Genomic DNA, 22,133 nt, shown 5'->3' with positions numbered 1-22,133 from the left:
CGCCAAGCCTCCCGTGCTCCTACTTGACCGGGCTCGCCTTCGCCAGGTCTGCCGCGTTGGTTGAGGCGCTCATCAGGAGCGCCGCGCCGAGCATGTGGGCGCCAACCAGGAGGGCGGGGATGCCGTTGTAGTACTGGGTAAAGCCGATGATGGCCTGCAAGACGGTGACCGCCACCATGAGGTAGGCGGCCGTGCGGAAGGGCCCGGCAATCTTGTGCCGGAACACCACGTAGACGGCAAAGAGCGAGCCTGCCGTGATCAGGTAGGCCGGAACAGCGTGGATGTGCGAGAAGAGGTCCCAGTCGAGGTCGTTCCTCGGTGCGTCGGCATCGCCTGCGTGCGGGCCGGCGCCCGTCACCACTACTCCGAGCATCACCGCGATGGCAGAGAACACGGCCACTGCGAGCATTGCCGGGCGCAGAACAGCCGGGAGCGGAACCAGGATGCGGTTCATGAACCGCCCTGTGCGCCCGTAGGCCCGGTTGACCAGGAGGGTGGCAAACACCACCAAGGCCATGGACACCAGGAAGTGCAACCCCACGACCCAGGGATTCAAGCCGGAAAGAACCGTGATGCCGCCGATGACGGCCTGCGCGGGGATGCTGGCCAGAAGTCCAAGCGCCAGAAGGAAGAGGTCACGCCGTTCCTTGCGGAGGTTCCACAAGTAGACCAGCATGAGGGCGGCCACGGCCGCCAGTGCGAACGTCAGGAGGCGGTTGCCGAACTCGATGAATCCGTGGATGCCCATTTCCGGAGTGTTGACGAGGGAGTCCGAGGTGCATCGTGGCCACGTGGGGCAGCCAAGGCCGGAGGCCGTCAGGCGGACGGCGCCGCCGGTCACAACCAACACTGTTTGGCCGATCAGTGACAGGACGGCCAAGCGCCGGATGGTCCGGTTCACCTCGGTGGGGAGCTTGGAAGTGAACCGCTGAAAGGTTTGGGGAAGGCGTGATGCCGTGCTCACAGGTTTCTCGTTTCTCAGTTCTCGTTCGGTGGTCAGTTCCACTTGAACCAGCGGATGGCGGCGGCGCCCGCAATCAGTGTCCACAGCAGCAGGACCAAGGCGGCGGGCCAGGCGATGGCTCCGTGCAGGAACGCCTCGCGCAACGCTTGTCCGAGGGCGCCGGAGGGCAGGAAATGCACAATGTTCTGGGCCAGCGCCGGGAGTCTCTCGGCCGGAACCACAATGCCACCCAGGGCGCCGAGGAGGATCCACAGGAGGTTGGTGATGGCCAACGTGGCCTCCGGGCGCACCGTACCCGCCACCAGAAGCCCCAGGGCAGTGAACGCTGCAGCACCGAGGACCAACAGAGCCAGCCCCGGCAGCCAGCCTGCCGCTTCGGGGCGCCACCCCAGCAAACCGGCAACCACGGTGACCACCACTACCTGCAGGAACAACACCACCAGCACGGCCAGGATCTTTCCGGCAATCAGTCCACCCCGGCCCAGCGGGGTGGTGGACAGGAAGCGCAGGACGCCGTAGCGGCGGTCGAATCCTGTGGCGATGCCTTGGCCGGTGAAGGCCGTGGACATGGCGCAGAGGGCCAGGATGCCCGGCGTCGCGATATCAACGCGGGAGCCGCCGAGGCCGTCCAACAGGGGAGTAACAGCCAGGCCCACCAATGCCATGAGCGGCAACACGATGGCCAGGATGAGTTGCTCTCCGTTGCGGAGCATGGTGATGGTCTCGTACTTGCCCTGTTGGACGATGCGGCGGGACAGGGAGGCCGGACCTGCGTTGGGTGCCAGGAGCTTGCTCATCGAAGGTCCCTTCCGGAAAGGTCCAGGAATACGTCCTCCAGGCTGCGTGCCTCAAGCCGGAGGGATGCGGGCATGATGTTCCGTTCTGCCCACCACGCGGTCAAGACTGCCAGGTCCGCCGGAGTCAAGGCGCCACTGACCGAGTAGCTTCCTGACCTTGTTTCGGTGACCTGGAGGCCTGCGCGGAGAACTGCGCTGAAGTCCAGCCCGCCGGGTGCGTCGAAGTAAAGGGTCCTGTCGGCGATGTCCGTCGAATGGTCGTTCGCCAACAGTTCGGCAACGGTTCCTTCGGCGACGTTGTGCCCGCCGTCGATGATGTAGACGTAATCGGCGAGCCGCTCGGCGTCGTCCATCAGGTGGGTGGTGAGCACAATGCCCATGCCGGCGTCGCGGAGTTCGGCGATGAGGTCGAAGACGATCTGGCGCGATTGCGGATCAAGCCCTGCGCTGGGCTCGTCCAGGAAGAGGATGTCCGGATTGCCCACCAGGGCGGCAGCCAGGGCGAGGCGCTGTTTTTGCCCTCCGGACAGCCGGCGGACGCTGGTCCTGCTGAACTGGTTGATGCCGAGCCGTTCCACCAGGAGGTCAAGGTCCATGGGGTTCGCGTACATGCCGGCCACATGGCGCAGCAAGGGAAGGGGGCGGGCCGACGGCGGGAGGCCGCCGTCCTGGAGCATCACACCAACGCGGGACCGCAGTTCCGCCCCTGCGGTGTCCGGGTCTTCGCCGAGGAGCGAGATGGTGCCCCCTGTCCGTTTCTGCAGGCCTTGGGCGCACTCGAGGGTGGTGGTTTTGCCGGCACCGTTGGCGCCAAGGAGGGCGGTGATTTGCCCGCGCTCCGCTACCAGGGAAACGCCACTCACAACCCTGAGCATTTTGCCGTCAAGGGAGGCCAGGGGGCCAACATCCTTGATGAGTCCGTCTATGGTAAGGACAGGGGAGTCGGTGGATCGCACCAAAGTATTCTACGCGAAGTAGTACGGTCACATGCGGCGGGTAAGGCAAGGTCAGTCTTGCCTTACTGGAGGCCGGAATGAAATTACGACATGATTGTGTTGTGTATTCCATGAGCACTCCAGTTTCCATGCCCTCGAAGCGGCATGCTGCGGCGGACGGGCCCGTTGCGCCCGTGCCTTCGCTGCCGGATGCTGAAGACCGTACGCGCGACCGCGTCCTTGCCGCGGTCCTGGAAAACGGACCTGTCAGCGCCGCGGAACTCGGCGACCTGCTTGGATTCACCCCTGCGGCCGTACGCCGGCACTTGGACCACCTTGAACGGAACGGCGTCATCGAAGTCAAGCGGGTCGCAAAGGCCGGAGCCGGTGCAGGCCGCCCGGCACGGCGGTACGTCCTCAGTTCACAGGGCCAGTCCAAGCTGGGCGACGACTACCTGAACATCGCAACCTCTGCCCTGCGCCGCCTGCAGGATATCGCGGGAGAAGATGCGGTACGCGACTATGCGGAAGAACGGTTCGCCGAGCTGGAACGCCGTTATGCGCCCGAGGTGGCCGCTGCCGGTGAGGACATAGGAGCCCGCGCAGTGGCTTTGTCCAAGGCACTGAGCCGGGACGGCTACGTCGCCTCCGCCCACTCCATCGAGGCCAAGGCTCCCTTGCCCGCCGAATTCTCCAGCGTCCAACTGTGCCAGGGGCATTGCCCCATACAGCAGCTCGCGGCGGAATTTCCCGTGTTCTGCGACACCGAAACCAAGGTGTTCTCCCGTTTGGTGGGCGTCGATGTCCGCCGCTTGTCCACCCTGGCGCAAGGCGGTCACGTCTGCACCACCCACATACCTACCGGGCGACCGGCTGCCACGATGCTCCCCGGCATCGCAGAGCAGTCCGGAAACCTGTCCAAGGAATCAAACAACCAGCAAGAAAGGCCGTGATGACGGGTCAATTAGCTGAAGGAACAGCAGAGAAGGCGGTAGCTGACGGCACTGTGATCTCGGAGATTCTGGAAAAGAATCCCGAGCTGCATGGCATCGGCAACTACGAGTACGGCTGGGCCGACAAGAACGACGTCGGCGCCAACGCCCGCCGTGGCCTCGATGAGGAGGTTGTCCGTGACATCTCCGACAAGAAGAGCGAGCCCGAATGGATGCTCGACCTACGCCTCAAGGGCCTGAAGTACTTCGACCGCAAGCCCATGCCCACCTGGGGTGCAGACCTCTCGGGCATCGACTTCGACAACATCAAGTACTTCGTGCGCTCTACCGAAAAGCAGGCAGCCACGTGGGAAGACCTGCCCGAGGACATCCGGAACACCTACGAGAAGCTGGGTATCCCGGAAGCTGAGCGCAGCCGCCTGGTTTCGGGCGTTGCGGCCCAGTACGAGTCCGAGGTTGTCTACCACCAGATCCGCGAGGACCTCGAAGCCCAGGGCGTGATCTTCCTGGACACCGACACCGCGTTGAAGGAACACCCGGAGATCTTCCAGGAGTACTTCGGCACCGTGATCCCCGTGGGCGACAACAAGTTCGCCTCGCTGAACACCGCGGTCTGGTCCGGTGGCTCGTTCGTGTACGTTCCCAAGGGTGTCCACGTGGACATCCCGCTGCAGGCCTACTTCCGTATCAACACGGAGAACATGGGCCAGTTCGAGCGCACCTTGATCATTGCCGACGAAGACTCGTACGTGCACTACATCGAGGGTTGCACGGCTCCGATCTACACCTCGGACTCCTTGCACTCGGCAGTGGTGGAAATCATCGTGAAGAAGGGCGCACGCGTCCGCTACACCACCATCCAGAACTGGTCCAACAACGTGTACAACCTGGTCACCAAGCGCGCCATCTGCGAAGAGGGCGCCACCATGGAATGGGTCGATGGCAACATCGGTTCCAAGGTCACCATGAAGTACCCGGCCGTCTACCTCGTTGGCGAGCACGCCAAGGGCGAGACCCTGTCCATCGCCTTCGCAGGCGAGGGCCAGCACCAGGACACCGGCTCCAAGATGGTGCACATCGCACCGAACACCAAGAGCTCCATCATTTCCAAGTCAGTGGCCCGTGGTGGCGGCCGTGCTGCCTACCGTGGCCTGGTCCAGGTCCGTGAAGGCGCCAAGCACTCGGCCAACACGGTCCGTTGCGATGCGCTACTGGTGGACACCATTTCCCGTTCGGATACCTACCCGTACATCGACATCCGCGAGGACGACGTCGTACTGGGCCACGAGGCAACCGTTTCCCGCGTCAGCGAAGAGCAGCTCTTCTATCTGATGTCCCGCGGCATGCCGGAGGACGAGGCCATGGCCATGATCGTGCGCGGCTTCATCGAGCCGATCGCCCGTGAACTGCCCATGGAATACGCCCTCGAGCTCAACCGCTTGATTGAACTTCAGATGGAAGGATCCGTCGGTTAACAATGACTGATATCACTACTGAAAAGGCTCGCATCGGCGCGCCCTCAGCACAGCCCTTTATCGACGGCTTCACCGAAGAAGGCGAGAACCTCTCGCCGATCAACGCCGGCTCGACGACGGAACAGCCTTCTGCGGGACCCCTCGCCGGTGCGTCGGCGAAGGGTCACTCGCACGGCGGCGGCGTCGGCGTTCCCGACAGTTCGCGCGCCGGTCGCCTGACGTCCTACAAGGTGGAGGACTTCAAGGCACTGACGGGCCTTGAAGAGGACTGGCGGTTCACCCCGCTGCGCCGCCTCCGTGGGCTGCACAGCGAAGCCCTGACCGGGGCTGCGCCGGCCGTGTCCGTCAACGCCCCTGCCGGAGTGACGGTTGAGACCGTGGGCCGCGAAGACCAGCGCATCGGCCAGGCAGGCATTCCCGAGGACCGCGTCTCCGCGAACGCCTGGGCGAACTTCCAGGAAGCCACCGTCATCACGGTTCCCTCGGAAACGTCCCTCGAATCGGAGATCACGGTGACCCTCGCCGGTGCCGGCACGGATGCCGCCGCCCAGCACGTGGTGGTCGTTGCAGAGAAGTTCTCCAAGGCCGTCCTGGTCCTGGGTCACGAAGGCACTGCCGTCGTGTCCGAGAACGTGGAGATCATCCTCGAAGACGGCGCAGAACTCACCGTCGTTTCGCTGCAGGAATGGAACGATGATTCGGTTCACGCTTCCTCGCAGCAGGCAAGGATTGGCCGTGACGCCAAGTTCAAGCACATTGTCGTCAGCCTCGGTGGCGACCTCGTCCGCGTGACGCCGACCGCCCGCTTCGCAGCCCCCGGTGGTGAAGTGGAACTCTTCGGCCTGTACTTCGCCGACGCCGGCCAGCACCTTGAGCACCGCACGTACGTTGACCACGGGCAGCCCAACTGCGTCTCCAACGTGCTGTACAAGGGCGCGCTGCAGGGCAAGGGCGCGCATACCGTTTGGGTGGGCGATGTCCTGATCCAGAAGAACGCCGAAGGCACTGACAGCTACGAGAAGAACCAGAACCTGGTGCTGACCGATGGCTGCCGTGCGGACTCCGTGCCGAACCTCGAAATCGAGACGGGCCTGATCGAAGGCGCGGGCCACGCCAGCGCCACGGGCCGTTTCGACGACGAGCACCTTTTCTACCTGATGGCGCGCGGTATTCCGGAAGACGTTGCCCGCAGGCTCGTGGTCCGTGGCTTCCTCAACGAGATCATCCAGAAGATCAAGGTTCCGGCCATCGAGGACCGTCTGACCGAAGCCGTCGAGCGCGAGCTCGCCGCAACCGACAACTAACGTCCACCGACAACCAGGACAGGCCAACAGGACAACCATGAGTGATCACATCAAGGGCGAACTCGTGTGCAACGCCAACGACATCAAGGTCAAGCAGGCGCTGCGCGTCCTGATCGATGACTACCCCGTAGCCATCGTGAAGGACTCGATGGGCGAAATTCACGCCGTCGGAGACACCTGCTCGCACGCTGACATCTCGTTGTCCGAAGGCGACGTCGAAGGCTGCGCGATCGAGTGCTGGGGACACGGTTCCCAGTTCGATCTGCGCAGCGGACAGCCCCTGCAGTTGCCTGCCTACGATCCTGTCCCGGTTTTCGCCGTCGCCATCGATGGCGACGACGTCTACGTGGATGTGACCAACGTTGTGAACGGCGCTCCGGTAAACAACTACTGAGCGCCCAGTACCGCCAGACTTACGAACGGAAAGAAAGAAGAGCATGTCTACTCTTGAGATCAAGGACCTGCACGTCAGCATCGAGACGGAGCAGGGCACCAAGGAGATCCTGAAGGGCGTCAGCCTGACCATCAGGACCGGCGAAACCCACGCCATCATGGGCCCCAACGGTTCCGGCAAGTCCACCCTTGCTTCCACCATCGCCGGCCACCCGCGTTACACGGTGACCAGCGGCAGCATCACCCTGGACGGCGAAGATGTCCTGGAGATGAGCGTTGACGAGCGCGCCCGTGCTGGCGTCTTCCTCGCCATGCAGTACCCGGTAGAGGTTCCGGGTGTCACCATGACCAACTTCCTGCGGACGGCAAAGACCGCCATCGACGGCGAAGCGCCCGCGCTCCGCACGTGGACCAAGGACGTCAAGGCAGCCATGCAGCAGCTGCGCATCGACGCAGACTTCGCCCAGCGCAACGTCAACGAAGGCTTCTCCGGCGGCGAGAAGAAGCGCGTCGAGATCCTGCAGCTCGAGCTCTTCAAGCCCAAGTTTGCCGTGCTTGACGAGACCGACTCCGGCCTGGACGTCGACGCCCTCAAGGTGGTTTCCGAAGGCGTCAACCGGGCACACGCCCAGGGCAACATGGGCACTCTGCTCATCACGCACTACACCCGTATCCTCCGCTACATCAAGCCGGACTTCGTGCACGTCTTCGTTGACGGCAAGGTAGTCGAAGAAGGCGGCCCCGAGCTCGCCGACCGCCTCGAAGAAGAAGGCTACGACCGCTACGCCGCCGGTGCCGGCGTCGCTGTTGCTCCTGCCGCACAGGCCTAGTTAGGATCACCTTATGACCGAAATCAACGCTGCGCGCACCAGCCTCGAGGACGTCGAGGAGGCGCTCAAGGACGTCATCGACCCCGAACTGGGGGTCAACGTCGTTGACTTGGGCCTGCTTTACGGCCTGAAGTACTCGGACGACGACGGCGCCCTCCTGATCGACATGACACTCACCACGGCGGCTTGCCCGCTGACGGACGTGCTTGAAGAGCAGGTTGGCAAGTCCTTGGACGGCATCGTCGATGACTGGCGCCTGAACTGGGTTTGGATGCCGCCATGGGGTCCGGAGCGGATCACCGACGACGGCAAGGACCAGATGCGGGCCCTCGGTTTCAACATCTGATCACCTGGCTGTCCCGCTGTATGCGGACAACAGAAATGGTTCCGGGCTTGTGCCCGGAACCATTTCCGTTTAATCCCCGGCTATGGTGTGGCGACGCCGAACGTGTCGCACTTGTTGATGTCTCCGGTGGAGTAGCCCTGGGAGAACCACTTCTGCCGCTGTTCGCTGGAACCATGCGTCCAGGACTCGGGTGAGACCCTGCCGGTGGCCGCTTCCTGGATGCGGTCGTCGCCCACTGCCGATGCAGCGGAGAGCGCATCCTGAAGGTCCTGCTGGGTGATCGGGTCCAGGAAGGGCTTTCCTGTTGCAGGGTCGGCCTGCGTTGACGCGTAACGCACCCACAGGCCGGCGTAGCAGTCGGCCTGCAGTTCCACCCGTACTCCGCCTGATTGGGGGCCCTGCGGATCCTGTTGTGCCCGGTCAAGGTTGCCCAGGATGTTCTGGATGTGGTGCCCGATTTCGTGCGCCACCACGTACTCCTGCGCGAGGGGTCCGCCCGAGGAGCCAAACCGCGTCACCAACTCGTCAAAGAAACCAGGGTCGAAGTAGGCCTTGACGTCGGCAGGGCAGTAGAAGGGCCCTACGGCAGTGGTCGCCTGCCCGCACCCCGTAGTGGTGACTTGGTCGAAGATGACCGTTCCCGGGCGCGAATACTTCACGTTGTAGTCGGCCAGGTACGCGGGCCAAAAGGCGTTCAGGCTGTTGACCGTCCCGGTGATGCGGCAATCCAGCCGCTTGTCGGCATCCGCACCTGTCTGGCATTCCTGGACGCCGCCTGTCCCGGTTCCGCTCTCGACGGCGGGTGGCTGGCCGCTGCCGGTGATGTCACCGAGAATGTTGGGATTTACTCCCAAGAGCACGAGCAGGAGGGCAACAATGCCGCCCCCGATTCCGCCGCCGATCTTCGTTCCGCGTCCGATGCCGCTGCCGCGTCGGTCTTCAACCTGCGAGGGATCGAGCTGTGCGCCGTCATTGAAACTCATACAGCCAGAATAGACGTCACCTTTGGTGCCTGACGGCGGACACTGCCGTAAAATTGCGGGGATGCCTTTCCTGGACAAACTTAAACTCTGGGCCGATGAACGCCCGCACCACACGGCCGTGGTTGTGGGCAGCAGCCGGCTCACTTGGGCGGAACTCCGCGACGCCGCCACGGACCTTTTGGACGCCCGGGCTACAACGGTGCTGGCCGAACAGAACTCGGTTCCCTTCATTGAACGCTACGTTGCCGCGGTGGCCGGGACCCGCCGCTGCGCCGTCCTCGACCCGGCTTGGCCCGGGCCCATGGTTGAGGAGGTCGCCGCGAGGGTCCAGGACTCGACGACGGTTACCGATAGTCAACTGCTGGACGGCGATCCCGCCAGCACGTTCCTCATTGGACTGACCTCCGGCACTACCTCCATTCCCAAGGCCTTCGCCCGTTCGCGCCGCTCCTGGCAGGTCTCCTTCGATGCCTCCATCGAATTTTTCGGCTTGGAACAGGACGACCGTACACTCGCTCCCGGGCCGCTTTCGGCATCCCTGAACCTCTACGCATTGTCCGAGTGCCTTTACGCGGGAGCCTCGTTCCATACCCTGGACACCTTCGATGTTGGCGACGCCCACGCGGCCATCAGCCACGACGGCATCACCAGGCTCGTGCTGGCCCCCACCATGCTCCGCCTCCTCAGCGAACGCGGCCTGGCCGGCGATGTGGACGCCTCGGGGATCCGCAGCATCGTCTCCGCCGGTTCCAAGCTCGATGCCCGCACGTTGGAGGCAGCCCGCCGCTGGGCTCCCAATGCGGTGATTTACGAGTACTACGGAGCCTCCGAACTGAGCTTCGTGTCCGGCACCCGGCTGGCCGCCGGGGAGCCGTTGGACATTGGCGGGACCGGCATTGGACGCCCGTTTCCTGGCGTGGACGTACGGATCCTTGATGACGCAGGGAACGAGCTTGAGCACGGTCAGCACGGAAATATCAGCGTCCGCAGCGGGATGGTCAGCAACGGCTACCTTTGGGGCGATGATGGCCAGGCGCTTCGCTGCCTCGACGGCTGGTACACGGTAGGGGACCAGGGCTACCTGGATCATGGCACCTTGCATATCCTCGGCCGCCGGGCGGACATGATCATCACCGCAGGCAAGAACGTTTACCCGCACGAGGTGGAGCTCGCCCTTGCTTCCGTGCCGGGCATTGAATCCGCTGTTGCGGCCGGGGCCCCGGACGACATCAGGGGCCAAAGGGTGGTCGCGGGAATCGTTCCCGCATACGGGGCTGTCACAGCCACCCAGCTTCGCACGGGCCTGGACGGATTACTGCCACGGGACAAATGGCCTCTGCAGTACTTCGTCATGGCCGAGCTGCCCATGACGGACCGGGGCAAGGTGAGCCGCAAGGTTCTCCTGGATTGGATCAAGAACCACGATCCGCGGGTCCAGCCCCTTGGCTAAGGCGGGCAGCCGGGTGACGTCCGATCCGTCCCGACAGGCCGTCATCCTTGGGGCGTTGCGGACGCCCGTGTGCCGTGCCAACGGCCGGCTCCAGCACTTGCGGGCCGAGGATCTGCTGGCTCCGGTGCTGGCAGCCCTGGTGGAGGATGCCCACGTGGACCCGGCTGTGGTGGACGACGTCATCATCGGCAACGCAGTGGGCGGTGGCGGCAACGTGGCCCGGTTCGCTGCGCTCCAGGCAGGTTTCCCCGTCAGCGTTCCCGGCATGACGATCGACCGGCAATGTGGTTCGGGACTTGATGCGATAGCAGTGGCGGCTCGACTGGTTGCTGCCGGGGACAGCCCCCTGTTCATCGCCGGCGGAGTGGAAAGCGTCAGTACGGCGCCCGCACGCGCCAACCGGAACGACGACGGCGGCCTGGACTTCTACTCCAGGGCCAGCTTCGTGCCAAAGGACTTTGGTGACCCGGACATGGGGGTGGCCGCCGAAAATGTGGCCCGGCATTTCGGAATTGATCGGGAACGGCAGGATGCCTACGCGCTGGAAAGCCACCGCCGTGCCGTCGCAGCTTCCGCGGCTGGCCGCTTCGAGGCCGAAACAGTGCCGCTGGCCAGCGCTGGAACGACTGTCGCCCAGGACGACGGACCCAGGAAGTCGCTCAACCCGACCCTGATGGCGCGGTTCCCGGCAGCGTTCGTTCCTGGTGGAAGCGTTACCGCCGCGAACTCGTGCTTTGACGCTGACGCTGCTTCCGCCGTCGTTGTTACCTCGCTCGACCGGGCCCGGTCGATGGGTGCGCAGGACGCCTTGCTTGTCCTGGACTGCGATACAGCAGGGGTGGACCCGGAGTTATTGGGCATTGGCGCCGCCCATGCAGCCCGACGGCTCCTGGGCCGCGCAGGCCTTTCGGCCAGGGACGTGGACCTGGTGGAATTCAACGAGGCGTTTGCCTCCCAGACCATCGCCTGCCTGGACCAGCTGGGGATCGACCCGGCGGCAGCGAACCTGGAGGGTGGAGCGCTGGCTCTGGGTCACGCTTACGGCGCGTCCGGTGCAGTGCTGGTGACGCGATTGATGGCCCAGGCCAGGGACCGCTACCACTCCGACGGCGCCGAGTCCCTGGGGCTGGCGATGATCAGCATTGCCGGGGGCATGGGGACGTCAGCCCTTCTGCGGTACGCGAGGCTCTAGCGGCGCTCCGGTTCCTCGTCGGGTTCGCCAAGACCCCTGGCAGCAAGTGCGTCCCCGGTGTGGCGGGCATAGGCCACGGTGGTGATGAAGACAGGAATCACCAGCGCGCGCGGGCTGCGCTCAAGTCCGCGGGCCCTTGCGGCGTCCCGGACATCGGAGAACGCGCCGGCAATGAAGGGGATGCTTCGGAGCATGATGGCGATGGTCAGCGCGAAACGCTCGGGATCCGCGCCCCAGCGTTGAAAGGGCCGGGCCAGCGAAACCACACCGTCGAGCAGCTTTTGTACCGGCGTAGTGGCCGTCAGGACAGAGGCAGCGACGACGCACACCAGGACATTCAGCACGATCCTGGCCGCAGTGGGGCCGCCGAGCTGCCACCATTGGAACAATCCGATGACTGCCACAATCGGCGTGACCATCCAGATGACCCGCGCAAGGCGGCGGGGACCCGCACCGCTCAGCAGGAACAAGGCGCACATGGCCCCGAAGACCGCCAGCGAAACAGCCCAGTCGACTATGAGGAAGGACGCGGCCCCGCAGACCGCCACCACCAGGAACTTCAGCCACAAGGGAGTCCTGTGCATCAGCGAGTTCCCCTGGACGTAGTTCGCGATGAGGAACCCATGGCCCCTCACGGCGTGGTCCCGTTAATGCTGGCCGCACAAAGCTCCCGGTAATGGGCAATGGCCGCGGCGGGGATGCCGTCGAAGACGATCCGGCCAGACTCGACCACAAGGACACGGTCCATGTCCTGGGCGAGTTCCAGGTCATGGGTGGACATGATGACCTGCTGTTCGAGCCCGGCGATGGTGCGTCGAAGCAGTTCGCGGTTCCGCAGGTCCAGCAAGGTTGACGGTTCGTCGAGGACCAACACCTTGGGATTCACAGCGAGGACGGCGGCCAGGGCCAGCAATTGCCGCTCGCCGCCGGAGAGTTCGTAGATGCTTTGGTCGGCCAGGTGCAGGATGCCGAATCTGTTCAGGACCGCCTCGGCCCGGAGGGCACGCTCGCGCCCGTTCTTCACCGAACGGCGCAAGGACAATTCCACGTCTTCGCGTCCGGTGGGCATCACCAACTGCGACAACGGATCGGTGAACACGAAGCCCACATTGGCGCGGACCCGCCGCACGGCAGCCACGGTGTCCTCTCCATGGACCGTTACCGACCCGGAAGTGGGTTCCACCAGGCCGTTGACCAGGCGCAGCAAGGTGGACTTGCCGGAACCGTTGGCGCCGATGACACCGATGCGCTGTTCGGCCAGGCCGAGGGACACATCCTGCAGCAGGGTCTTGTCCGTCGCCGCACCGTCCACGGCAACACGGACGGAGACCCCGCTGAAGTTGATGGAAGTCATTAGCCTGCCTGTTTGACCCGGCGCACCAGCACGTCCGGAAATGCCTTATGGAGTGCCACCGCGATGAGGACCGCGAGGACGTTCTTCAGGATATCGCCCGGATAGTAGGGGAGGTCCGCGATGAATGCCTTGGTGAAGTCGAGTTTGCCGTTGACCATCATGCCCAGGACGCCGAGCCCGTGGATGATGACCACGCTGCTGACCATGGTGGCGACGAACAGCAGGAGGGCACGGAAGCGCACCGTCTTCCGGATGATCACGGCAGCCAAGGCGCCTGTCGCAGCGGCAGCCAGGGGGAACGCGATGATGTAGCCCGCGGAGGGAGTCGCCAGGATGCCGAGTCCGCTGCGTCCCCCGCTGAAGATCGGCAATCCTGCCAGCCCCAACAGGACATAAAGCCCGACGGCGGCAAAACCGCGCCCGGCGCCCAGCACCAGGCCGCTGAGCATGACGGTCAGGGTCACCAGGGTGATCGGCACGCCAAGGGCACCCACCGGGATGCCTGGGACGAGCGATGAAGCGGCCACGAGCGCCGCAAAGACGGCGATGAGGCCAAGGTCCGTTGCTGTCCACCTCTTGCGGGCGACAGTGCGCGCTGGTGGAGCCGGATTGGTTTGAGTCATTGGGGGGTCCTTGTTAGCTGCAGTGATGGTGGGTTGGGGCCCACCTTTCGAGAATACGGAGGCGCGGGACCTCCTATTTTGGAGTCTCTCCACAAATGCATGGGAGCAATCTTTGGTGGGTGGCACAGTTTCCGCCGATGTCCGGTCCCGGCCAGGCTGCCGGTAGACTTGGACAGGCCGTTCTCATGGCCGTCCCTGCCGCAACCACCGGCCCACCGGCCCCGCAGGCGTTCCCCGTTGAAAGGCATCACCCGAATTGATTACCGTCCAGGAACTCGAACTCCGCGCCGGCGCACGCCTGCTGATGGACCAGGTCAACTTCAGGGTGGACAAAGGGGACAAGATTGGCCTTGTTGGCCGCAACGGCGCCGGCAAGACCACCCTGACCCGCGTCCTCGCGGGGGAGGGACTTCCGGCAGGCGGCAAGGTGACGCGGAGCGGCGAGATCGGGTACCTTCCGCAGGATCCCCGCACCCCGGACATGGAGCAGTTGGCACGGGACCGCATCCTCTCCGCCCGTGGCCTGGATGTAGTCCTCGGCAAGCTGAAGAAGGCCCAGGCGGAGATGTCCAGTGAGGACGCAGCTGTCCAGCGCAAGGCCATGAACCGCTACGACCGCCTGGAGGCCGAATTCCTCGCAGGCGGAGGGTACGCAGCAGAGGCGGAAGCGGCCGCCATTTCGTCCAACCTCGCCTTGCCCGAGCGCATCCTCAACCAGCCGCTCAAGACGCTCTCCGGCGGCCAGCGTCGCCGCGTGGAGCTGGCCAGGATCCTGTACTCGTCCGCAGAAACCCTGCTGTTGGATGAACCCACCAACCACCTGGATGCTGATTCCATCACCTGGTTGCGCGACTTCCTGAAGAACCATCAGGGCGGGCTCATTGTTATCAGCCACGACGTGGAACTGCTCGAAGCAACGGTGAACAAGGTCTACCACCTTGATGCCAACCGCGCCCAGATCGATTACTACAACATGGGCTGGAAGCGCTACCTCCAGCAGCGGGAAACCGACGAGCGCGCGCGCCGCCGTGAACGCGCCAACGCCGAGAAGAAAGCCCAGGTCCTCCTGGACCAGGCCAACAAGATGCGTGCCAAGGCCACCAAGGCCGTTGCCGCGCAAAACATGGCCAAGCGTGCCGAGCGGCTCCTCAGCGGGCTCGAGGCTGTCCGTGAGCAGGACCGGGTGGCCGCGTTGCGCTTCCCCGAGCCCTCGCCTTGCGGCAAGACGCCGTTGACGGCGGAGGGCCTCAGCAAGTCCTACGGATCCCTGGAGATCTTCACTGACGTCGACCTTGCGATTGATCGCGGCTCCAAGGTGGTCATCCTGGGCCTCAACGGTGCCGGCAAGACCACGCTGCTGCGCATGCTCGCAGGAGTGGACGCGCCGGATACCGGTGACATCATCCCGGGACATGGCCTCAAAGTCGGTTACTACGCCCAGGAACATGAAACCCTGGACCACGACCGCACCGTGCTGGAGAACATGCGTTCCTCGGCGCCGGACATGAAGGACGCCGAGGTCCGCGGCATCCTGGGCTCGTTCCTGTTCTCCGGCGACGACGTGGATAAGCCGGCCGGAGTGCTCTCCGGTGGTGAGAAGACCCGCTTGGCCCTGGCAGCCATCGTGGCTTCCAGCGCCAACGTTCTGCTCCTCGACGAACCCACCAACAACCTGGACCCAGCCAGCCGCGCGGAAATCCTCGGGGCCTTGAAGAACTACACCGGTGCCGTGGTGATGGTGAGCCACGACGAGGGCGCAGTCGCCGCCCTGAACCCCGAGCGCGTAGTGCTGCTGCCCGACGGCGTCGAGGACCACTGGAACGAGGATTACCTGGACCTGATCACGCTGGCGTAAGGCGGGCTCTGCGGCGCGGCTAAGGCCGGCTCGGGGCCGGTTCCGCTGCGCGGCGCGGTTGATTTGCCGCATGCTCGCTCGTTCCTCGCTTAGACGCCCGCTACGCAAATCAACCGCGTCGCTTCGCTCGCGGCTGCTAGCGTACTGGGAGCTCGGCCGCGCCGGTTATGCGCAGCAGGTCCACGTAGGTGATGGAGAACATTGAATTGTGGTCTCCCGCGCCGGCCCACAGTTCTCCGTGATCCTGCAACGAGCTGTCCAGGATGGTCCTTATCGGCTGGGGGTGGCCTATGGGCGCCACTCCGCCCACTTCTTGTCCTGTGTGTTCCAGGACGAAGTCAGGCATGGCACGCCGGATCTTGCCCGTCCCCAGTTGGCGGGCCACCAGGGCCGTGTCCACCTTTGCGGCGCCGCTGGCGAGGATCAGCAGGGGAGCGCCGTCCACTTCGAAAACAAGGCTGTTGGTAATGGCAGCGACCTCACAGCCCAGTACGGAAGCTGCTGCCGCCGCCGTCGGGACCTTCTCCTCGAAGATACGGACCGTATCCTTGGCCCCGAGCGCTAGGAGGGTTTTCCTGACGGTTTGGACAGGATCGCGGAGACTCTCAGTAGCCTTGGGCATCCAGGATGGCGTCTTCCTCTTCTTCGGACGTACGGCGCTTGTTCTTTCGTGGGGCCGGGGCAAGCCGCTTGCGGGGACCAACGGCGGACATGGTTTCCTCGTCGTCCTCATCTTCGGCATCAATCGCTGCGTTGCGCGCCTGCTGCCGGGCGGCGTAGCCGAACCCGATGAACATCAGGACGCCGAAGGCAAACCACTGCAGCGAGTAGGACAGATGGGTGCCTTCTTCCGTTGCCGGTTTCGGGAACGGGGTAGGCATGGGTTGCACGGCCGGTGCTTCGCTCGCCAATTGGCCGTACGCGCCCGTTTCGATCGTATAGGGCAACTCACCAGCGAACCCCGGCAGATCGATGGACGCCAGTTGCCCCTCCACCGCCCCGCGGTCCAGCTTCGGTTCCGATGGCTTGAGGCGGGCCACCACGGTGACCTCACCCGTGGGCGGGGACGGAACGACGTCGGGCCGTCCCGGGGTGTTGTTGCCGATCGGCAACCAGCCACGGTCGATCACCACTGCCTCACCGGTGGTGAGGCGGAAAGGAACCACGACGTCGTAGCCCGGCTGACCGTTCAACGGCCGGTTCCGGACCACTCGCTGCCCGTCAAGATCGTAGGTTCCGCGCAGTTCCACCTGGGTCCATTCGCGCTCGGGATCGAGTTGGCGGAACTCGTCCTTGATGGCGGCGAAGGGCACCGGGGTGGCCGAATAGTTGCTGACCACGCGGTTGATTTCGGCCAGTGTTTCCGCGCGCCGGTCCATTTGCCAGCGTCCCAGGAACACACAAGCCGTAGCGAAGATAACGGCCAGGACAAAATAGCCCAGCCACTTGCTGGAAAACAGGAAGCGGTACATTCAGCGGGCCCCGCCTACGGACGCCTCGTCCGACTCGAACGGCACCGTTTCTTTCCATAGTCCGCGCGTCTGCAAGTAGTCTTCGAGCCACGCGCGGTGTTCGCCACATGCCAGCCACACCTTCCGGCGCTCAGGGGTGTGGATGCGTGGGTTGTTCCACAGGAGTTGCCAATCCGCGCCATCACGGCAGCCTTTGCGGGAGCACAGCGCCTTTTCCGGTACCGCTTCCTGGTCGCCTTGACCAAGGCCGCCGAGGGTGAAGATGTTCATGAAGCCGCCCGTTCGTCGCCGGCGTTCCCGGCCTTCGTAGATGGAGTGTCGTCGGTGGTGCCTTGGGGCGGAGTGCTGTCCTGGTCCGGATCCTCGTCCACCAGCTCCCCCTGGAGGACGGTGACCGTTTCTTCGGCTGGTTGCTGCGACCCCTCGATTTCGGGCGTGGCAACATAGTCCAGCAAGGACTCACTGTGGTCCTCTGCCATGTCGCTGCCATTGGCGATGACAACCGCGATCCACGGCAGGAAGACGGCACCGGCCACCGCGACGATCTTGAACCAGCCATCCACCACGAAGATCAGGATGATGCAGACCATGCGGATACCCATGGCCAGTGAGTACTTGATCATCCGTTGACGCATGTCCTCGGAGTGGGCGGTGGCGGCGTCCGTGATGCTGTGCACTTCGGGGTCGCTGGAAACAGCGTCCGGGTCCCCGGGCACCTGCTGCATGGGACTGTTCTCTCGTGTCACAGCTGAATCATCACGCTCCAAAGGCTCCTATCAATTCTCTCACCATCGCGGTACTGGCCCAAACCGCTGGCCACACCGGTTACCCGCGCGTTGCTGGGTCCGGCGGCTAAGATCGAGGCAGGTAAAAACCCCTCTTCACCGTGGCACACCCCTGCCGCAGAACCTGGAGCGAATGAATGTCTGAAGCAGTATCCACCGGCCGGAGCGTCCTGGTTACGGGTGGCAACCGAGGAATCGGCCTGGCGATCGCTGAGTCCTTCCTGGCCAATGGCGACAAGGTTGCGGTGACCTACCGTAGCGAATCAGAACTCCCTGAAGGGATTCTGGGAGTGAAGGCCGACGTCACCGATGAAGGATCGATCGATGCCGCATTCAAGGCGGTCGAGGAAGCCCACGGGCCCGTGGAGGTGCTGGTGGCGAACGCCGGCATCACCAAGGACACCCTGTTGCTCCGGATGAGCGAAGACGACTTCACCTCGGTTTTGGACACGAACCTCACCGGCGCGTTCCGCGTCATCAAGCGGGCGTCCAAAGGCATGATCCGCCTTCGGAAGGGCCGCGTCATCCTGATCTCTTCGGTATCCGGCCTGTACGGTGCGCCGGGACAGATCAACTATTCGGCCTCAAAGGCCGGCATGGTTGGCATCGCCCGATCGCTCACCCGTGAACTCGGCAGCCGCGGCATTACCGCGAATGTGGTGGCGCCAGGATTCATCAACACCGACATGACGGCCGAGCTCCCCGAGGAGACTCAGAAGTCCTACCTGGCCAACGTCCCGGCCGGCCGCTTTGCCGAGGCTTCCGAGGTAGCCAACGTGGTGCGCTGGGTTGCCAGTGATGAAGCCGCCTACATCTCCGGTGCGGTCATCCCCGTCGACGGCGGACTGGGCATGGGCCACTAGCCGCTGCCGCACTAGCCGCTGCCGCACTAGCCGATCAGGCAGTTTTTGTTGGCGCTCCACAAGCATCTTTCCGGCACGCGCTGGCAAGATGGAATCCGAGCCCACAGTTTTTGGATGAAGTGAACAAAAGGAGCACGTATGGGAACGCTGGATAACAAGACTGCCATCGTCACGGGATCATCCCGCGGTATCGGTGCCGAAGTTGCCAAGATCCTCGCGGGCGAGGGTGCCGCCGTCGTCGTTAACTACCGACAGAAGGCCCCGCGGGCCAATAAGGTGGTGGCTGGGATCCAGGCCGCCGGTGGACGCGCAGCCGCCGTCGGCGCAGACCTCACCACGGATGAAGGCGTCCATGCCCTGGCCAGTGCCGCCATGGAGGAGTTCGGATCACTCGACGTCCTGGTGCTGAACGCCTCCGGTGGCATGGAAACGGGCATGGAAGAGGGCTACGCATTGAAGCTCAACCGCGATGCCCAGATCAATATGCTGAACGCGGCCGTGCCGCTCATGCCCGAAGGTTCGCGGGTTGTCTTCGTGACCAGCCACCAGGCCCACTTCGTCGAGACCGTACCCACGATGCCTGAGTACGAGCCCGTAGCAAAGAGCAAGAGGGCCGGCGAGGATGCGCTCCGCGCCCTGTTGCCCGATCTTGCCAACAAGGGCATTTCGCTGGTGGTCGTCTCCGGCGACATGATCGAGGGAACGGTGACGGCTACTCTCCTTGACCGTTCCAACCCCGGTGCCATCGAGGCACGCCGTGCAGAGGCCGGCAAACTGTACTCCGTGGAAGAGTTTGCGGCCGAGGTGGCCAAGATGGTCACGGCCGACGTCGAATCGGGCCACACCGAGTACGTTGGTGGCGCCGATTACTTCGGTAAGAGCGAGCAGTAGCGGCACACGAGGAAGAGGCCCGGGATGGCATCCCGGGCCTCTTTCACGTTAAACGGACCTTCATCCCTGGCTCAACACTTCATGACGATTTCATAAATTATTGCCATTCTTTCGTCACGAATTTCATTAACTTGTTTCCAGATTCTAATTTTGCATTAAAGTTCGCCATCTGATTGACTCGGCAATACGCCTGCGTCCGTAGTCGCGTGCAATATTGTGCCTTGGGCAGCGCGCATCAACGGGCTTTTCCTGCCAGTCCCTCCGCGATTCTGCGAACAAGGAGCTTTATTGGACCTGCTACTGCACGCCGACGATATCCGCGCGTCCTATGACCAGCGGCGCATCCTCAAAGGCGTCAGCTTCTCATTGCACCGGGGTGAAATCCTGGGATTGATCGGAACCAACGGTGCCGGCAAAACCACATTGATGGGCGTCCTGGCTGGAGCCCACAAACACGACGGTGGCCGCATGAATCTCGCCGGAGAAAAGTTCGCACCCGACTCCCTGGAAGAAGCCCAAGCCTGCGGTGTCGGCCTCATTCCGCAAAACTTCCGGGTGGATCCTGAATTAACGGTTGCCGAAGCCATATTCCGCGGGACGTTCCAAGCGGGGAAAGCCCACGGGGAATTAAGGGAACAAGCAGCGAAATTGATTCTGGACGCCGGGATTGACCTTGATCCGGACATGAAAGTCGGAGCCCTGATCCGTGCCGAGCAAACTTTGGTGGAAGTTCTCCGGATGGTTGCGGAGGAAGCCCAGCTTGTCATCATGGACGAAGTTGCGGCCTCCTTGCCGGACCACGACGTTGCCGTGCTGCACAAAGTCCTGCGAATGCTGAACCAGCAGGGCAGGGCGATCATCTACATCACCCACCGGCTCGATGAAGTGCGGTCCATAGCCCACCGCATCGCGATTCTGCGTGACGGGCGGGTTCATCGTGTGGTGGACGCGAGTCAGACAGACATCGCCGAACTGGCTTTCATGCTGTTGCAGCAAAAACTGGAGCCAAACGCCCGTCCCGTGGAACTGGCTACCGGTGAAGAGGCGCTGCGGGTGGTGAACCTGGGTGTAGGTGACGTGGTCCGCGACGTCACGTTCCACGTGGCCAAGGGCGAGATCTTTGGCCTCGTGGGTACGCACCGCTCCGGGATCTACCCTTTGATCGGTGCCCTTGTAGGGACGAACCCCAGCACCTCCGGGGAGATCTTCATGCACGGCGACAAGGTGGAAATCAGGGAACATCCGGATGCCAAGCGTTTGAAGATCGGGTTCCTGTCAGAGACGGACGACAACTTTGAGGCGAGTGCCACCGTCGTCGACGGGCTTCAACAGGTGGCGGACGACCATGAGGTGAGCCTCCAGGACGAGGTGATGCAGCTCCGAGGGGTCATTGAGCTTGTCAGGCGCATGCGGATCAACACCACGAACATCCACGGAACCATCGCAACATTGTCCGGCGGTGACCGGCAGAAGGTGCAGCTCGCCAAGTGGATGACCACCGATTGCGACATCCTGATCCTCAGCCACCCCAGCCGGGGCATCGACATCGGCGCCAAGGAAATCGTTTACAAGATGCTCCACGAACTCAGCCAAACGGGAGTGGCCATTATCCTGCTGTCATCTGACTTGTCTGAATTGGTTGGCTGGTGCCACAGGATTGGCGTGATGCGGGACGGCGAAATGGTTTCCATCGAAGCGAACGCAAATACCAACGAGGATGTCTTGGTCCACCACATGTTGGGCGAGAAATTCGAGGCAGCATCCCGGGATCCCCGGCGCCAAAAGAGTTAGTTCGTTGGGAGATGAAGAAGGGGTGGTCCTCAGGAGGACCACCCCTTCTTCATTCGGTGACACTAGATGGTGATGCCCTTGGCCAGGTTCTTGAGCTTGTGGCGGGCCAAGGCAAGGTTCGCGTAGGTGCGGTCCAATACCAGGTAGACAAACAAGCCCTTGGAGCCGGCCGAGTTCAACACGTTGATCAAGTGGTACTGGGTATCCAATGTCATGAGAATGTCTTCGATGTCGCTCTCCAGGTTCAGGTCGGACATGGTGCGCAGTTTTGCGCTGACCACATTCGAATTGCCTGCTGCCGCGACGCCGAGATCGAAGCCGGGGCTTCCGCCCTGGGCCAAAGCCATACCGCTGGTGTAGTCAACCACGGCGGCACCGGTGGCGCCTTCAATGGACAGTAGTTGCTTTACGGCTTCGTCAAGTGAACTCATATTCCGATCTTCCTGTTCTGTTTCCTTGGTGGAGGGTTGCGGGAAGTAATCGGTGGTGGATTCCCGGAACGGGACCTCCAGGAAACCCGGCTCCCCAACCACCGCCTTCCCATGGGGCGTGCCCGTGCCAGGGTCTTCTTCCTTGAGTACCTCGTCCAGGAAGGAGGCAGAACCTGTTGTCGGGTCAGGGGACCCATCGGCAAGGGGACCTTCGGTGAGGCGTCTCCACCATTTCCAGGTGCGCTGTGAACCTTCCACTTACCGTCCTGGCGTCCATGTGGTCCTGACGGCCACATGGTGCGTTGCAGACGTGAAGATATGGTTCATGATGCTCCTGGGTCAACGATGGGACGCCAGGCAGCACCTCATCGAAGGAACCTCTGTCAACGAGTCGCCGGACCATGGCAGCCGGACACAACAGTTAAGTGTCGGGAAGCCCGGTTCGT

General features: G+C 63.4%; 24 protein-coding genes. 12 read left to right on the top strand and 12 right to left on the bottom strand.

Translation table 11 applies throughout. The features are described 5' to 3' along the window. Positions 1-19: 19 nt before the first annotated feature. Genes ACIQT2_RS00580 through ACIQT2_RS00570 form a run of 3 tightly spaced genes read right to left on the bottom strand, consistent with a single transcriptional unit; the run spans position 20 to position 2,717 of the window. On the bottom strand, positions 20-964 hold the full coding sequence (locus ACIQT2_RS00580) for a heme A synthase (protein ID WP_402942559.1): 945 nt from the start codon (positions 962-964) through the stop codon (positions 20-22). 32 nt (positions 965-996) lie between these two features. Continuing rightward, entirely contained in the window at positions 997-1,761 is a 765-nt protein-coding gene (locus ACIQT2_RS00575; protein ID WP_402942557.1) for an ABC transporter permease, read from the bottom strand. Further along, positions 1,758-2,717, bottom strand: a complete 960-nt coding sequence (locus ACIQT2_RS00570; protein ID WP_402942554.1) for an ABC transporter ATP-binding protein — start codon at positions 2,715-2,717, stop codon at positions 1,758-1,760. The genes ACIQT2_RS00575 and ACIQT2_RS00570 overlap by 4 nt, the downstream gene beginning before the upstream one ends. A gap of 110 nt (positions 2,718-2,827) precedes the next feature. Between ACIQT2_RS00570 and ACIQT2_RS00565 the strand changes: the two genes are divergently transcribed. Genes ACIQT2_RS00565 through ACIQT2_RS00540 form a run of 6 tightly spaced genes read left to right on the top strand, consistent with a single transcriptional unit; the run spans position 2,828 to position 7,997 of the window. Continuing rightward, positions 2,828-3,649 (top strand): helix-turn-helix transcriptional regulator, encoded by an 822-nt coding sequence (locus tag ACIQT2_RS00565; protein WP_402942551.1) that lies wholly within the window; start codon positions 2,828-2,830, stop codon positions 3,647-3,649. Further along, the gene (sufB, locus tag ACIQT2_RS00560) at positions 3,649-5,124 is read left to right on the top strand and encodes a Fe-S cluster assembly protein SufB (protein WP_144658782.1); all 1,476 of its coding nucleotides are present in this window, start codon (positions 3,649-3,651) and stop codon (positions 5,122-5,124) included. Before ACIQT2_RS00565 ends, sufB begins: the two co-directional genes overlap by 1 nt. Before the next feature lie 2 nt (positions 5,125-5,126). Then, the gene (gene sufD, locus ACIQT2_RS00555; protein WP_402942550.1) at positions 5,127-6,428 is read left to right on the top strand and encodes a Fe-S cluster assembly protein SufD; all 1,302 of its coding nucleotides are present in this window, start codon (positions 5,127-5,129) and stop codon (positions 6,426-6,428) included. A gap of 37 nt (positions 6,429-6,465) precedes the next feature. Further along, the gene (locus ACIQT2_RS00550) at positions 6,466-6,822 is read left to right on the top strand and encodes a non-heme iron oxygenase ferredoxin subunit (RefSeq protein WP_400332335.1); all 357 of its coding nucleotides are present in this window, start codon (positions 6,466-6,468) and stop codon (positions 6,820-6,822) included. Between the two features lie 43 nt (positions 6,823-6,865). Then, a complete protein-coding gene (gene sufC / locus ACIQT2_RS00545) occupies positions 6,866-7,651 on the top strand; it encodes a Fe-S cluster assembly ATPase SufC (protein ID WP_397321794.1) in 786 nt (261 codons plus the stop codon). A 13-nt stretch (positions 7,652-7,664) separates the two neighbouring features. Continuing rightward, positions 7,665-7,997, top strand: a complete 333-nt coding sequence (locus ACIQT2_RS00540) for a metal-sulfur cluster assembly factor (protein WP_144658786.1) — start codon at positions 7,665-7,667, stop codon at positions 7,995-7,997. 80 nt (positions 7,998-8,077) lie between these two features. Here ACIQT2_RS00540 and ACIQT2_RS00535 read toward each other — a convergent pair whose 3' ends face one another. Then, positions 8,078-8,980: a neutral zinc metallopeptidase gene (locus tag ACIQT2_RS00535; RefSeq protein ID WP_402942546.1), complete on the bottom strand. Its 903-nt coding sequence runs from the start codon at positions 8,978-8,980 to the stop codon at positions 8,078-8,080. Between the two features lie 61 nt (positions 8,981-9,041). On the opposite strand from ACIQT2_RS00535, the gene ACIQT2_RS00530 reads away from it, so the two are divergent. Next, positions 9,042-10,430 carry a class I adenylate-forming enzyme family protein gene (locus tag ACIQT2_RS00530; protein ID WP_402942543.1) on the top strand — a complete coding sequence of 463 codons (1,389 nt, stop codon included), beginning with the start codon at positions 9,042-9,044 and terminating at the stop codon, positions 10,428-10,430. Positions 10,431-10,443: 13 nt separating this feature from the next. After that, on the top strand, positions 10,444-11,622 hold the full coding sequence (locus ACIQT2_RS00525; RefSeq protein WP_402942540.1) for a thiolase family protein: 1,179 nt from the start codon (positions 10,444-10,446) through the stop codon (positions 11,620-11,622). Here the strand turns inward: ACIQT2_RS00525 and ACIQT2_RS00520 are convergent. The 3 genes from ACIQT2_RS00520 to ACIQT2_RS00510 are packed head-to-tail and all read right to left on the bottom strand — an operon-like array spanning position 11,619 to position 13,599. Continuing rightward, the gene (locus ACIQT2_RS00520) at positions 11,619-12,257 is read right to left on the bottom strand and encodes an energy-coupling factor transporter transmembrane component T family protein (protein ID WP_402942538.1); all 639 of its coding nucleotides are present in this window, start codon (positions 12,255-12,257) and stop codon (positions 11,619-11,621) included. The two genes, ACIQT2_RS00525 and ACIQT2_RS00520, sit on opposite strands and share 4 nt — an antisense overlap. Continuing rightward, positions 12,254-12,976 carry an energy-coupling factor ABC transporter ATP-binding protein gene (locus ACIQT2_RS00515; protein ID WP_402942534.1) on the bottom strand — a complete coding sequence of 241 codons (723 nt, stop codon included), beginning with the start codon at positions 12,974-12,976 and terminating at the stop codon, positions 12,254-12,256. Before ACIQT2_RS00515 ends, ACIQT2_RS00520 begins: the two co-directional genes overlap by 4 nt. Next, a complete protein-coding gene (locus tag ACIQT2_RS00510) occupies positions 12,976-13,599 on the bottom strand; it encodes a biotin transporter BioY (protein ID WP_402942532.1) in 624 nt (207 codons plus the stop codon). The genes ACIQT2_RS00515 and ACIQT2_RS00510 overlap by 1 nt, the downstream gene beginning before the upstream one ends. 256 nt (positions 13,600-13,855) lie before the next feature. Here ACIQT2_RS00510 and ACIQT2_RS00505 point away from each other — a divergent pair, with 256 nt between their 5' ends. Next, positions 13,856-15,454: an ABC-F family ATP-binding cassette domain-containing protein gene (locus ACIQT2_RS00505; RefSeq protein ID WP_402942529.1), complete on the top strand. Its 1,599-nt coding sequence runs from the start codon at positions 13,856-13,858 to the stop codon at positions 15,452-15,454. 136 nt (positions 15,455-15,590) lie between these two features. Here the strand turns inward: ACIQT2_RS00505 and ACIQT2_RS00500 are convergent, their stop codons facing one another. From ACIQT2_RS00500 to ACIQT2_RS00485, 4 genes are read right to left on the bottom strand one after another with little or no spacing between them, the layout of a single operon-like run. Continuing rightward, on the bottom strand, positions 15,591-16,076 hold the full coding sequence (locus ACIQT2_RS00500; protein WP_402942526.1) for a YbaK/EbsC family protein: 486 nt from the start codon (positions 16,074-16,076) through the stop codon (positions 15,591-15,593). Beyond that, positions 16,060-16,926: an SURF1 family protein gene (locus ACIQT2_RS00495; protein WP_402942523.1), complete on the bottom strand. Its 867-nt coding sequence runs from the start codon at positions 16,924-16,926 to the stop codon at positions 16,060-16,062. The genes ACIQT2_RS00500 and ACIQT2_RS00495 overlap by 17 nt, the downstream gene beginning before the upstream one ends. Further along, positions 16,927-17,196: a hypothetical protein gene (locus ACIQT2_RS00490; protein ID WP_402942521.1), complete on the bottom strand. Its 270-nt coding sequence runs from the start codon at positions 17,194-17,196 to the stop codon at positions 16,927-16,929. Beyond that, positions 17,193-17,693 (bottom strand): DUF3099 domain-containing protein, encoded by a 501-nt coding sequence (locus ACIQT2_RS00485; protein ID WP_402942518.1) that lies wholly within the window; start codon positions 17,691-17,693, stop codon positions 17,193-17,195. The genes ACIQT2_RS00490 and ACIQT2_RS00485 overlap by 4 nt, the downstream gene beginning before the upstream one ends. Before the next feature lie 155 nt (positions 17,694-17,848). Here ACIQT2_RS00485 and ACIQT2_RS00480 point away from each other — a divergent pair, with 155 nt between their 5' ends. The 3 genes from ACIQT2_RS00480 (at position 17,849) to ACIQT2_RS00470 (ending at position 21,256) form a co-directional block, all read left to right on the top strand. Then, the gene (locus tag ACIQT2_RS00480) at positions 17,849-18,574 is read left to right on the top strand and encodes a beta-ketoacyl-ACP reductase (protein ID WP_400332363.1); all 726 of its coding nucleotides are present in this window, start codon (positions 17,849-17,851) and stop codon (positions 18,572-18,574) included. 138 nt (positions 18,575-18,712) lie between these two features. Then, a complete protein-coding gene (locus ACIQT2_RS00475; protein ID WP_402942515.1) occupies positions 18,713-19,465 on the top strand; it encodes an SDR family oxidoreductase in 753 nt (250 codons plus the stop codon). A gap of 288 nt (positions 19,466-19,753) precedes the next feature. Further along, positions 19,754-21,256, top strand: a complete 1,503-nt coding sequence (locus tag ACIQT2_RS00470) for an ATP-binding cassette domain-containing protein (RefSeq protein WP_402942514.1) — start codon at positions 19,754-19,756, stop codon at positions 21,254-21,256. A gap of 62 nt (positions 21,257-21,318) precedes the next feature. Here the strand turns inward: ACIQT2_RS00470 and ACIQT2_RS00465 are convergent, their stop codons facing one another. After that, positions 21,319-21,945, bottom strand: coding sequence for a hypothetical protein (locus ACIQT2_RS00465; RefSeq protein WP_402942511.1), 627 nt, complete (start codon positions 21,943-21,945; stop codon positions 21,319-21,321). Between the last annotated feature and the right edge of the window lie 188 nt (positions 21,946-22,133).

The organism is Paenarthrobacter sp. NPDC090522, from assembly GCF_044769225.1.
Classification (GTDB): domain Bacteria; phylum Actinomycetota; class Actinomycetes; order Actinomycetales; family Micrococcaceae; genus Arthrobacter.
The sequence above is the reverse complement of the archived record's forward strand: the minus strand, read 5'-3'. Positions and strand labels throughout refer to the sequence as shown.

Coding starts and splice junctions, on each gene's coding strand:
- ACIQT2_RS00575 (WP_402942557.1), bottom strand. CDS start 1,761: ATGAGCAAGCTCCTGGCACCCAACGCAGGTCCGGCCTCCCTGTCCCGC.
- ACIQT2_RS00565 (WP_402942551.1), top strand. CDS start 2,828: ATGAGCACTCCAGTTTCCATGCCCTCGAAGCGGCATGCTGCGGCGGAC.
- sufB (WP_144658782.1), top strand. CDS start 3,649: ATGACGGGTCAATTAGCTGAAGGAACAGCAGAGAAGGCGGTAGCTGAC.
- sufD (WP_402942550.1), top strand. CDS start 5,127: ATGACTGATATCACTACTGAAAAGGCTCGCATCGGCGCGCCCTCAGCA.
- ACIQT2_RS00550 (WP_400332335.1), top strand. CDS start 6,466: ATGAGTGATCACATCAAGGGCGAACTCGTGTGCAACGCCAACGACATC.
- sufC (WP_397321794.1), top strand. CDS start 6,866: ATGTCTACTCTTGAGATCAAGGACCTGCACGTCAGCATCGAGACGGAG.
- ACIQT2_RS00540 (WP_144658786.1), top strand. CDS start 7,665: ATGACCGAAATCAACGCTGCGCGCACCAGCCTCGAGGACGTCGAGGAG.
- ACIQT2_RS00535 (WP_402942546.1), bottom strand. CDS start 8,980: ATGAGTTTCAATGACGGCGCACAGCTCGATCCCTCGCAGGTTGAAGAC.
- ACIQT2_RS00530 (WP_402942543.1), top strand. CDS start 9,042: ATGCCTTTCCTGGACAAACTTAAACTCTGGGCCGATGAACGCCCGCAC.
- ACIQT2_RS00515 (WP_402942534.1), bottom strand. CDS start 12,976: ATGACTTCCATCAACTTCAGCGGGGTCTCCGTCCGTGTTGCCGTGGAC.
- ACIQT2_RS00510 (WP_402942532.1), bottom strand. CDS start 13,599: ATGACTCAAACCAATCCGGCTCCACCAGCGCGCACTGTCGCCCGCAAG.
- ACIQT2_RS00500 (WP_402942526.1), bottom strand. CDS start 16,076: ATGCCCAAGGCTACTGAGAGTCTCCGCGATCCTGTCCAAACCGTCAGG.
- ACIQT2_RS00495 (WP_402942523.1), bottom strand. CDS start 16,926: ATGTACCGCTTCCTGTTTTCCAGCAAGTGGCTGGGCTATTTTGTCCTG.
- ACIQT2_RS00490 (WP_402942521.1), bottom strand. CDS start 17,196: ATGAACATCTTCACCCTCGGCGGCCTTGGTCAAGGCGACCAGGAAGCG.
- ACIQT2_RS00480 (WP_400332363.1), top strand. CDS start 17,849: ATGTCTGAAGCAGTATCCACCGGCCGGAGCGTCCTGGTTACGGGTGGC.
- ACIQT2_RS00475 (WP_402942515.1), top strand. CDS start 18,713: ATGGGAACGCTGGATAACAAGACTGCCATCGTCACGGGATCATCCCGC.